Origin of the sequence: Mycobacterium sp., assembly GCF_032162605.1 — a bacterium.
Lineage (GTDB): Bacteria > Actinomycetota > Actinomycetes > Mycobacteriales > Mycobacteriaceae > Mycobacterium.
Window position 1 is genome coordinate 1 of sequence record NZ_JAVROT010000228.1, and the last position, 9,776, is coordinate 9,776.

The window sequence follows — 9,776 nt, forward strand, 5'->3', positions numbered from 1 at the left end:
ATCGCCTACGACCTGGTCACCGGGGGAGCCGCCAAGGTGTGGCTGTCGGTGCGAACGCCGCCGAACGTCATGCCACGGATGGGTCCCGTCGGTTGGTCGAACGACGTCGTGTCGAAGCCGTTGTTCCATCTGCCTCCACGGTTGGCCGACGCGGTGGCCCGAAGGGCGCGGTTGGCGATCTTCGGCGACCTGACCGAATTCGGCCTGCCGATTCCGGAGGAAGGTCCGTTCAGCCGCGCCCACCGGCTGCACGTGGCGCCCACGCTCCTGGACCGGGAGGTCGTCGACGCGGTCCGCGACCGGTCCATCGAGGTGGTCGGCACCCTGACCGGGTTCGACGGCGGGTCGGCGGTACTGGTCGACGGTACGCGGCTCGACGCCGACGTGGTGATCGCGGCGACGGGATACCGCTGCGGGTTGGAACCGCTGGTCGGGCATCTCGGCGTACTCACCGACACCGGGGTGCCGAAGGCCGGCGGCGAGGTCTCCGCAGCGGCTGGGCTTTGGTTCCTCGGGATTTCGTCGCGGCCGTCACTCATCGGCTATGTGTCGAAACAGGCGGAACGGCTGGCCGGGCGCATCGCGCGGGAGATCGCCGACGCCAGCCGGCCCAAGAAGAAGGAACTCTTCTAGCTGCCCAGGCCGCGGGTCTGGCGTCCTGGGCGTTCCCTTCCCGTTAAACTCCAAGCGATGTTCGCCAAGCCCGATGGTTGCCTGACCGATGGCGGTCCCGAGTGACCGACGACGGTAGCGCGGCCGACGGCCCCGGCCTCACCGGTCTCACCGGCCGCCCGCCTCGAGTGATCCCGGAGCCGAAGCCCAGGAGCGTGCACGGCCCGGCGAAGGTCGTCGCGATGTGCAACCAGAAGGGCGGGGTGGGCAAGACCACCTCGACCATCAACCTGGGCGCCAGCCTTGCCGAGTACGGACGTCGTGTGCTGCTGGTCGACCTCGACCCACAGGGCGCGCTGTCGGCGGGTCTTGGCGTTCCGCATTACGAGTTGGACCACACGGTGCACAACCTGCTGATCGAGCCGCGGGTGTCGGTCGACGACGTGTTGATCAAGACCCGCGTCAAGGGTCTGGACCTGGTGCCGAGCAACATCGATCTCTCGGCGGCGGAGATTCAGCTGGTCAACGAGGTCGGCCGGGAACACTCACTGTCGCGGTCGCTGCACCCGGTGCTGGATCGTTATGACTACGTCCTGATCGACTGCCAGCCGTCGCTGGGACTGCTCACGGTCAACGGGCTGGCGTGCGCGGACAGCGTGATCATCCCAACCGAGTGCGAGTACTTCTCGCTGCGGGGTCTTGCCCTGCTCACCGACACCGTCGCCAAGGTCAAGGACCGCCTGAACCCGAAGTTGGCGATCGGCGGCATCCTCATCACGCGCTTCGACCCGCGCACCGTCAACTCCCGCGAGGTCATGGCCCGAGTGCTCGAGCAGTTCGGCGATCTGGTGTTCGACACCGTCATCACCCGCACGGTGCGCTTCCCGGAGACTAGCGTCGCTGGTGAGCCCATCACCACATGGGCACCGAAATCCGGTGGCGCGCAGGCATATCGGTCGTTGGCGTGTGAGGTCATCGACCGGTTCGGCGCGTGAGTTCGCCCATACCGGAGGAATCACCGCAGCCTGGCTTCCAGGTCAAGCTGACCAACTTCGAAGGCCCTTTCGACCTGCTGTTGCAGCTGATCTTCGCGCACCGGATGGACGTCACCGAGGTCGCGCTACACCAGGTGACGGACGACTTCATCTCCTACACCAGGACTATCGGTCGGCAGCTCGATCTCGACGAGACCACGGCATTCATCGTGATTGCCGCCACCCTGCTCGATCTCAAGGCGGCCCGGCTGTTGCCTGCGGGCGAGGTGCACGACGAGGAGGACCTCGCGCTGCTCGAGGTTCGCGACCTGTTGTTTGCGCGGCTCCTGCAGTACCGCGCGTTCAAGCACGTCGCGGTGATGTTCGCCGAGCTCGAGGCCGCTGCGCTGCGCAGTTATGCGCGGGCGGTGTCGCTCGAGGACCAGTTCGCCGAGCTGTTGCCCGAGGTCATGCTGGGTGTGGACGCCGACAGCTTCGCCCAGATCGCAGCGTCGGCGTTCACGCCACGACCGGTGCCGGTCGTGGGGACCGACCATCTCCACGTGCAGGGGGTGTCGGTGCCCGAGCAGGCGCGCCGGTTGCTGGGCATGCTCGAAGAGCGGGGGATCGGGCAGTGGGCGTCGTTCTCGGATCTCGTGGCCGACTGCGGTGCGACGATCGAGATCGTGGGGCGGTTCATGGCGCTGCTCGAATTGTTCGGGGCCCACGCGGTAGCATTTGACCAGGCAGAGCCGCTTGGTGTGCTGCAGGTTTCTTGGACCGGGGATCGCCCGACCAGTGAGTACCTGGCCACCGCGGTGGAAGAGTGAGACTTCACAGTGACTGAAGAAGATGACTGACGAGTACCCCGACCCCGGCCTCGATCTGGGTTCCGACTTGGGGATCGACGTCGCGCATCAGCCCGAGATGGAGGACGCCGAACTCGGTGCGGTGCTCGAGGCGCTGATGTTGGTGGTGGACACTCCCGTTCCCGTCGACGCGCTGGCGGTGGCGATCGAGCAGCCCGCCTACCGGGTGGCGGCGAAGCTGCGGCTGATGGCCGACGAGCTCGCCGCCCGGGACAGTGGCATCGACCTTCGTGAAGCGGGCGGCGGCTGGCGGATGTACACGAGGGCGCGCTATGCGCCCTACGTCGAGCGGCTCCTGCTCGACGGTGCCCGCTCCAAGCTGACGCGCGCCGCACTCGAGACATTGGCAGTCGTCGCGTACCGGCAACCGGTGACCCGGGTGAGGGTCAGCGCCGTCCGCGGAGTCAACTGCGATGCGGTGATGCGGACGCTGTTGGCCCGCGGCCTGATCACCGAGTCGGGTGCCGACGAAGACACCGGTGCAGTCACTTTCGCGACGACGGAGCTGTTCCTCGAACGGCTGGGCCTGTCGTCGCTGGCGGATCTCCCCGACATCGCACCACTGTTGCCCGACATCGACGTCATCGACGACATCTCCGAGTCACTCGGTGACGAACCGCGTTTCGTCAAGCTCGGCGTGGTGCCCAACAACCAATCGCTTGCCTTCGACGTGGATCGGGATTGACGTGGCTGAAGATGATGACGGTATCCGACTGCAGAAGGTGTTGTCCCAGGCGGGAGTAGCGTCGCGACGCGTCGCGGAGCGGATGATCAGGGATGGCCGGGTCGAGGTGGACGGGCACATCGTGACCGAGATGGGCACCCGTGTCGATCCGGACGCCTCGGAGATCCGCGTCGACGGCGTGAAGGTCCGACTCGACGACACGATGGTGTACCTGGCGATCAACAAAGAGCGCGGCATGCACTCGACGATGTCCGACGATCAGGGCCGTCCCTGCGTCGGCGACCTGGTCGAATACCGAGTTCGCGGCAACAAGAAGCTCTTTCACGTCGGACGTCTCGACGCCGATACCGAGGGTTTGTTGATTCTGACGAACGACGGTGAGCTGGCCCACCGTCTGATGCACCCGTCCTATGAGGTGCCGAAGACGTACCTGGCCACGGTCATCGGTTCGGTGCCGCGCGGGCTCGGCAAGAAGTTGAAGGCCGGAATCGAACTGGACGACGGGCCCATTCACGTCGACGACTTCGCGATGGTGGATACGGTGCCCGGCAAGTCGTTGGTGAAGGTGACCCTGCACGAGGGACGCAAGCGCATCGTGCGGCGAATGCTGGCCGCGGTCGGATATCCGGTGCACGAGTTGGTGCGTACCGACATTGGCTCGGTGTCGCTCGGCGAGCAGAAACCCGGGAGCATCCGGGTCTTGACCAGCAAAGAGGTCGGCGAACTGTACAAGGCGGTGGGAATGTGAGCGGGTTGACCGTAGCCGTCGACGGCCCGGCCGGAACCGGAAAGTCTTCGGTGTCAAGAGGTTTGGCGCGAGCGCTGGGTGCGCGCTACCTCAACACCGGAGCGATGTACCGGATCGTGACGCTGGCGGTACTGCGGGCCGGACTGGATATCGATGACGCCGCGGCCATCGGCGCCCTGGCCTCCGGAGTCGACCTCGCGGTCGGCTTCGATCCGGATGAGGACCTCTACTTCCTTGGGGCAGAGGATGTCTCGGCCGAGATTCGTGGTGACGCCGTTACCAAGGCAGTATCCGCCGTGTCGGCGGTGTCCGAGGTTCGGACCCGGCTTGTGGACCGGCAGCGTGAGCTTGCCGACGGCTCGGTGGCCGTGGTGGTCGAGGGTCGCGACATCGGCACGGTGGTGTTACCCGACGCGTCCGTGAAGATCTTCCTGACGGCGTCCGCCGAAGAGCGGGCGCGTCGCCGCAACGACCAGAACGTCGCGTCCGGCATCGGTGGCGATTACGACGCCGTGCTGGCCGACGTGCGGCGTCGCGACCACCTGGACTCGACGCGGGCGGTCTCGCCCTTGCGCGCAGCGCAGGATGCAGTGGTGGTCGACAGCAGCGACATGTCCGAATCCGAGGTCGTGGCATACCTTCTCGACCTCGTCGAGCAGCGTGGCGGCGGCAGCGATGAGCGCTTGCGCGAAGAGCAGAGGGCCCAGCGATGAGTGAGACCGATGCGCCGGACGGCACCTGGGTAGACGAGGGTGACTGGGAACTTCCACCCGAGGGCCTCGACGGCTTCAGCCCTGCCGACCTCGAAGCGGAGTACGCGCCACCGCCGGTGGTCGCCGTCGTCGGACGACCGAACGTCGGCAAGTCCACGCTGGTGAACCGGATCCTTGGCCGCCGCGAAGCAGTCGTGCAGGACATCCCCGGAGTCACGCGCGACCGGGTGTCCTACGACGCGAACTGGCTGGGCCGCAGGTTCATGGTGCAGGACACCGGCGGGTGGGAACCCGATGCCAAGGGTCTGCAACAGTTGGTGGCCGAGCAGGCGACCGTTGCGATGCGCACCGCCGACGCGATCATCCTCGTCGTCGACGCGGTCACGGGTGCCACCAGCGCCGACGAGGCCGCGGCCAAACGTCTTCAGCGCGCGGGCAAGCCGGTGTTCTTGGCGGCCAACAAGGTCGACAACGAAAAGATGGAGTCCGAGGCCGCGCTGTTGTGGTCGTTGGGGCTGGGGCAGCCGCACCCGATCAGCGCGATCCACGGTCGCGGGGTGGCCGATCTGCTCGACGCCGTACTGGAAGTGTTGCCCGAGGTATCCGAGCTCGGATCCAGCGCCGGTGGCCCGCGGCGCGTCGCCCTGGTGGGCAAGCCGAACGTGGGCAAGAGCTCGCTGCTGAACCGGCTGTCGGGCGATGAGCGTTCGGTGGTCCACGACGTCGCGGGGACGACGGTCGATCCCGTCGACTCGCTGATCGAATTGGACGGCAAGCTCTGGCGTTTCGTCGACACCGCCGGTCTGCGCCGCAAGGTGGGGCAGGCCAGTGGCCACGAGTTCTACGCCTCGGTGCGGACGCATGGCGCGATCGATGCCGCCGAGGTGGTCGTCGTCCTGATCGATTCGTCGCAACCGCTGACCGAGCAGGACCAGCGGGTGCTCTCGATGGTGATCGAGGCGGGCCGGGCCTTGGTGCTGGCGTTCAACAAGTGGGATCTGATGGACGAGGACAGACGCTTCCTGCTGGACCGGGAGATCGACCTCTCGCTCGAGCAGGTCCAGTGGGCGCAGCGGGTGAACATCTCGGCCAAGACCGGCCGGGCCGTGCAGCGGCTGGTACCGGCGTTGGAGAGCGCGCTTGCCTCTTGGGACAAGAGGATTTCGACGGGTCAACTCAACACCTTCCTCAAGGAGATCGTGGCTGCGACGCCACCGCCCGTGCGTGGTGGCAAGCAGCCGAAGATCCTGTTCGCGACCCAAGCGACGGCGCGTCCGCCGACCTTCGTGCTGTTCACGTCGGGCTTCCTGGAGGCGGGTTACCGGCGCTTCCTGGAGCGCAAGCTGCGTGAGAAGTTCGGCTTCGAGGGCAGCCCCATCAAGATCAACGTTCGGGTGCGAGAGAAGCGCGGAAATCCGAAGCGATAAGGATCGCTAGGGTCGTCGGGTGTCCGTTCCCCACATGATTTTGATCGCCCTGGCGGGTGTCGGCGCCGGAGCGATCAACGCCGTCGTCGGCTCCGGCACTCTGATCACCTTCCCCACGCTGGTGGCACTCGGCTATCCGCCGGTGACGGCAACCATGTCGAATGCGGTCGGACTGGTGGCAGGCGGCATATCGGGAACGTGGGGGTACCGGCGCGAGCTGCGTGGACAGTGGGACCGACTGCGGTGGCAGATTCCGGCCTCTCTCGTCGGCGCGGGTGTCGGCGCCTGGCTGCTACTGCACCTGCCGGAGGCGGTATTCATCTCGGTCGTGCCGGTGCTGTTGGTCGGCGCGCTGCTGCTGGTGGTGTTCGGGCCGCGGATTCAGGCGTGGGCGAAGGGGCGGTCCGCGGCTGAGGCGGACACCGTGTCGACCGGTCGGATGGTCGTGGTGGTCATCGGCACGTTCGCGGTCGGCGTCTACGGCGGCTATTTCACCGCGGCGCAGGGCATTCTGTTGGTCGGTGTGATGGGTGCGCTGCTACCAGAGTCGATGCAGCGGATGAATGCGGCGAAGAACCTGTTGTCGTTGGTGGTGAACGTGGTTGCGGCGCTGGCGTACACGGTGGTGGCGTTCGACCGGATCAGTTGGGCGGTGGCGGGGCTCATCGCCGTCGGTTCACTCGTCGGTGGATACCTCGGTGCGCACTACGGTCGGCGGCTATCGCCGAATGCGCTGCGGGCCATCATCGTGGTGGTCGGGCTGATCGGGTTGTACCGGCTGCTGACCGTCTAGAACCGGTGCCGGTCGGCTTCCTGCTCGAGCACGGTTGTCGGAGGTCTGAGAAACACCCAGCGGAAGCCGTCGGCGTACGCGGTCGCGAACCAGTCGGTGCGGTCGTCGGGCCCTCCTTGAAGTCCTTGCGCGGCAAAGCGAATGTCGGCGTCGGCGGAACGTCGACGACGAGGTGTAGCTTCCTGCGGTGATCGCTGCGGCGCGACGGGGCCGAAGTGGCCTTCACGATTAGCACCTTGCGGTGGGCGTGTTCGCCACCGTGACGGGCGGGACCGAGCTGGCGGCGAGCAACCTTGGGGGAGTGTCGTCGGGCACCTTGTCGGTCATTTCGTCGCGGTACCCGGGATCGACTCTGGCGTCGCGGGTGACGGCGGTTGGGATTACAGATGAGCGCTGGGGTAGCATTTCGACCGCTGCCGGCGATCCGGCAGCGCCGCGGGCTGTGGCGCAGCTTGGTAGCGCACTTGACTGGGGGTCAAGTGGTCGCAGGTTCAAATCCTGTCAGCCCGACGTTCGATACCCGCTCTGACCAGCGTCGGAGCGGGTTTTGTATTGCTGGGGCTCTTTGCTGATGTGCGGCAGTGGGCCAACAGTGTCCCAAGCGGCCGTGAGTGGCCCGACACCTAGGTGTGGTGTCTCACCACGTTGGTTACACGGTTAGCCTCGTGTTGTCCTCGGCGGTGGGGCGGGGGCGGCTCTTGATTTGAGAAGGGGATTCGGTGGGTCTGGTCGTCGAACGCCTGCCTCAGTTAGGAATCGTCCTTAGTGTCCAAACTGTCGTCGCTCGCACGATTGCCGCACCAAGGGAAGTGGAGAACGCGTTCGCGACATCCAGATGTAGGTGCCTGTTTCACACTTCGGTATGCGGCTATGCGGGTTCGTGGCCGAGCAGTGTTGCGCGGCGGTAGTACTCGTAGAGGCCGTCGAAGACCGGTGTGGTGTGGGTGAGCGTTTGTTCGTCGGTGCACACCATGGATAGGCCGCGCAGGGTGATGTCGAGGCCGGGGGCTTCGGGGGCGTCGTAGCGTTCGTCGTCGAGGTCGGCTTCGTGGATGATTTCGGCGATTTTCCACAGCACGGGGTCGGTGAGATCGTAACGGCGCAGGATCGTTTCGAAGCTGCAATCGCCGTGGTGATGGGATAGTTCGACACCGCGCATGTCGAAGGGTGTTGCGTTGGCGGGCAGCTTGGCGGGGTCGCTGATGAAGACGAATTCGGCGTCGGGGTCGACGTGGCGGCGGATCAGCCAGGCGCAGGCGGCGCGGTCGATGTGGATGTTGGCGCGGGTGGCCCATTTCACGGGGTGATCTCCGGGGCGTCGGCGGTGGTGCGGGGCTCGGCGAGGGCTTCTACTGCCTGGCGGGCGGTGTCGCGTTCGGTGGGTGGGAAGTAGTCGCGGCGGTGGATGCGGCGCAGTTCGTCGCGGAGCCGGCGCACGGTGCGGGTGCGGTCGGGTTGGCCGGCAGCCACGGCGGCGGTGGCTTGGTCGATGACCGCCCGGTATTCCTCACTGCGTGCGGCGGCCATGCCGGTGGCTAGTTCACGTTCCTGGGGGAGGGTGGCGGGTTGGGCGAGCCACACGGTGGCGGTGCCGCCGGACTCGGCGATTTCCTCCGCGATCCAATCCAGCTGCTCGCGGGTGCGGGCATCGGCAGGCAGGGCGATCAGGCCGTCGCCGAGTTGGGCGACACCGAGCCGTTTCAGCTTGCGCCAGATCGTGATTCGGGGCGTGGAGGGTTCCCGCGGCATCCGGTAGGACAGCAACACCCAGTTGCCCGGCCCGTTCGCCGGCTGGCGGGTCATGAGACCTCCATTTCGGCCCGCGGCTCGGGCCTGCGTAAATGCATTCCGACGAGAGTAATGAACTGTAACCTCGGTTACACCGTATTACGGGATGGGGTGTTCTGTTAAGAGAGGCCGGGAATGGGGACGACGTTGAGGATCTGCCGCATCGCCCTGTCGCGCCGGACGTCGACGACGGTGCCGATCTCCGTTTTGGCCATGGTGGTGTCGATGCTGGTCGTCGCCTGCTCGCGGGCGCCGTCGCATGACCCGTCGCCGCTTCCGCTGCAGCAGGTGGGTGAGGTGGCGTTGCCCGGCGATGGTTCCCGGTTCGATTACGCCAGCCTCGACAGCGCCCGGGGGTTGTTGTTCATCGCGCATCTGGGTGCCGGCGAGGTCATCGAGGTCGATGTGCACGCCAACACGGTGGTCCGCACCATCCCTAATCTGGCGCAGGTGCACGGGGTGTTGGTGGTGCCCGAACGCAACCGGGTGTATGTCACCGCCACCGGCGATAACCAGATGGCCGTCTTGGACGAGGACACCGGCGCGGTGTTGAACCGGGCACCGACCGGCCAGTACCCGGACGGGTTGGCCTACGACCCGAAACGTGGTGCGGTGTGGATCACCAACGAGACCGGCGGCTCAGAGACGGTGATCGATGCCGGCACCGCAGCCGTGCGTGGCACCGTCGACCTCGGTGGTGAGGTCGGCAACGTCGCCTACGACCCGGCCACCGACCGGATGCTGGTGGCGGTGCAGGGCCGTGGCGATCTCGCGGTGATCGACCCCGCGACCCTGGCCGTCACAACTCGGATCGGGTTGCCGGGCTGCGATCACCCGCACGGTCTCGCGCTCGACCCGGCGGCCGGGGCGGCGTTCGTGGCGTGCGACGGCAACGCGACGCTGCTGTCGGTCGATATCGGCAGCGGCCGGGTGACCGGCAGCAACCCGGTGGGTGACGGCCCCGACGTGCTGGCCTACGACCTGGGCGCGCACCGCCTGTATGTCGCCGCGGAAAGCGGGGAGGTCAGCGTCCTCGACGAGCAAGACGGCAAGTTGCGGGTCGTCGGGTCGGATCATCTGGCCGACGGCGCGCACGTGGTGGCCCTGGACCCGGCAACCCACCACAGCTATTACCCGATCCCGGCGGGGTCCAGCGGACGCCCTGCC

Annotated in this window: 11 protein-coding genes, 1 tRNA gene and 1 pseudogene; 10 read left to right on the forward strand and 3 right to left on the reverse strand. The window is 66.7% G+C overall.

The window, feature by feature from the left end; genetic code table 11:
• The 8 genes from QOI01_RS13960 to QOI01_RS13995 form a co-directional block, all read left to right on the forward strand.
• Positions 1–633: NAD(P)/FAD-dependent oxidoreductase (locus QOI01_RS13960; RefSeq protein ID WP_526381821.1), on the forward strand; the 633-nt coding region annotated here is incomplete at its 5' end.
• Positions 634–734: 101 nt separating this feature from the next.
• On the forward strand, positions 735–1,607 hold the full coding sequence (locus QOI01_RS13965) for a ParA family protein (RefSeq protein ID WP_526381823.1): 873 nt from the start codon (positions 735–737) through the stop codon (positions 1,605–1,607).
• The gene (locus tag QOI01_RS13970) at positions 1,604–2,416 is read left to right on the forward strand and encodes a segregation/condensation protein A (RefSeq protein WP_526381825.1); all 813 of its coding nucleotides are present in this window, start codon (positions 1,604–1,606) and stop codon (positions 2,414–2,416) included. Before QOI01_RS13965 ends, QOI01_RS13970 begins: the two co-directional genes overlap by 4 nt.
• A 22-nt stretch (positions 2,417–2,438) precedes the next feature.
• Entirely contained in the window at positions 2,439–3,140 is a 702-nt protein-coding gene (gene scpB, locus QOI01_RS13975; RefSeq protein ID WP_526381827.1) for an SMC-Scp complex subunit ScpB, read from the forward strand.
• A 1-nt stretch (position 3,141) separates the two neighbouring features.
• Positions 3,142–3,888: a pseudouridine synthase gene (locus QOI01_RS13980; RefSeq protein ID WP_526381828.1), complete on the forward strand. Its 747-nt coding sequence runs from the start codon at positions 3,142–3,144 to the stop codon at positions 3,886–3,888.
• Positions 3,885–4,601 carry a (d)CMP kinase gene (cmk, locus tag QOI01_RS13985; protein WP_526381830.1) on the forward strand — a complete coding sequence of 239 codons (717 nt, stop codon included), beginning with the start codon at positions 3,885–3,887 and terminating at the stop codon, positions 4,599–4,601. Before QOI01_RS13980 ends, cmk begins: the two co-directional genes overlap by 4 nt.
• Complete coding sequence (gene der / locus QOI01_RS13990; RefSeq protein WP_526381832.1) at positions 4,598–6,028, forward strand: ribosome biogenesis GTPase Der; 1,431 nt, start codon at positions 4,598–4,600, stop codon at positions 6,026–6,028. The genes cmk and der overlap by 4 nt, the downstream gene beginning before the upstream one ends.
• Before the next feature lie 34 nt (positions 6,029–6,062).
• The gene (locus QOI01_RS13995) at positions 6,063–6,821 is read left to right on the forward strand and encodes a sulfite exporter TauE/SafE family protein (protein ID WP_526381840.1); all 759 of its coding nucleotides are present in this window, start codon (positions 6,063–6,065) and stop codon (positions 6,819–6,821) included.
• 112 nt (positions 6,822–6,933) lie between these two features.
• Here QOI01_RS13995 and QOI01_RS14000 read toward each other — a convergent pair.
• Positions 6,934–7,148, reverse strand: a pseudogene (locus QOI01_RS14000) (hypothetical protein); the annotation flags it as partial.
• A 109-nt stretch (positions 7,149–7,257) separates the two neighbouring features.
• Between QOI01_RS14000 and QOI01_RS14005 the strand changes: the two are divergent.
• Positions 7,258–7,331: transfer RNA gene (locus QOI01_RS14005), tRNA-Pro, on the forward strand.
• A 358-nt stretch (positions 7,332–7,689) separates the two neighbouring features.
• On the opposite strand, the gene QOI01_RS14010 is transcribed toward QOI01_RS14005, so the two are convergent.
• A complete protein-coding gene (locus QOI01_RS14010) occupies positions 7,690–8,121 on the reverse strand; it encodes a chromate resistance protein ChrB domain-containing protein (RefSeq protein WP_526381834.1) in 432 nt (143 codons plus the stop codon).
• Positions 8,118–8,624, reverse strand: coding sequence for a Chromate resistance protein ChrB (locus tag QOI01_RS14015; RefSeq protein ID WP_526381836.1), 507 nt, complete (start codon positions 8,622–8,624; stop codon positions 8,118–8,120). Before QOI01_RS14015 ends, QOI01_RS14010 begins: the two co-directional genes overlap by 4 nt.
• A gap of 120 nt (positions 8,625–8,744) precedes the next feature.
• Here QOI01_RS14015 and QOI01_RS14020 point away from each other — a divergent pair.
• The coding region (locus tag QOI01_RS14020; protein ID WP_526381838.1) for a YncE family protein at positions 8,745–9,776 on the forward strand (1,032 nt) is incomplete at its 3' end.

Coding starts and splice junctions, on each gene's coding strand:
- QOI01_RS13995 (WP_526381840.1), top strand. CDS start 6,063: ATGATTTTGATCGCCCTGGCGGGTGTCGGCGCCGGAGCGATCAACGCC.
- QOI01_RS14015 (WP_526381836.1), bottom strand. CDS start 8,624: ATGACCCGCCAGCCGGCGAACGGGCCGGGCAACTGGGTGTTGCTGTCC.
- der (WP_526381832.1), top strand. CDS start 4,598: ATGAGTGAGACCGATGCGCCGGACGGCACCTGGGTAGACGAGGGTGAC.
- scpB (WP_526381827.1), top strand. CDS start 2,439: ATGACTGACGAGTACCCCGACCCCGGCCTCGATCTGGGTTCCGACTTG.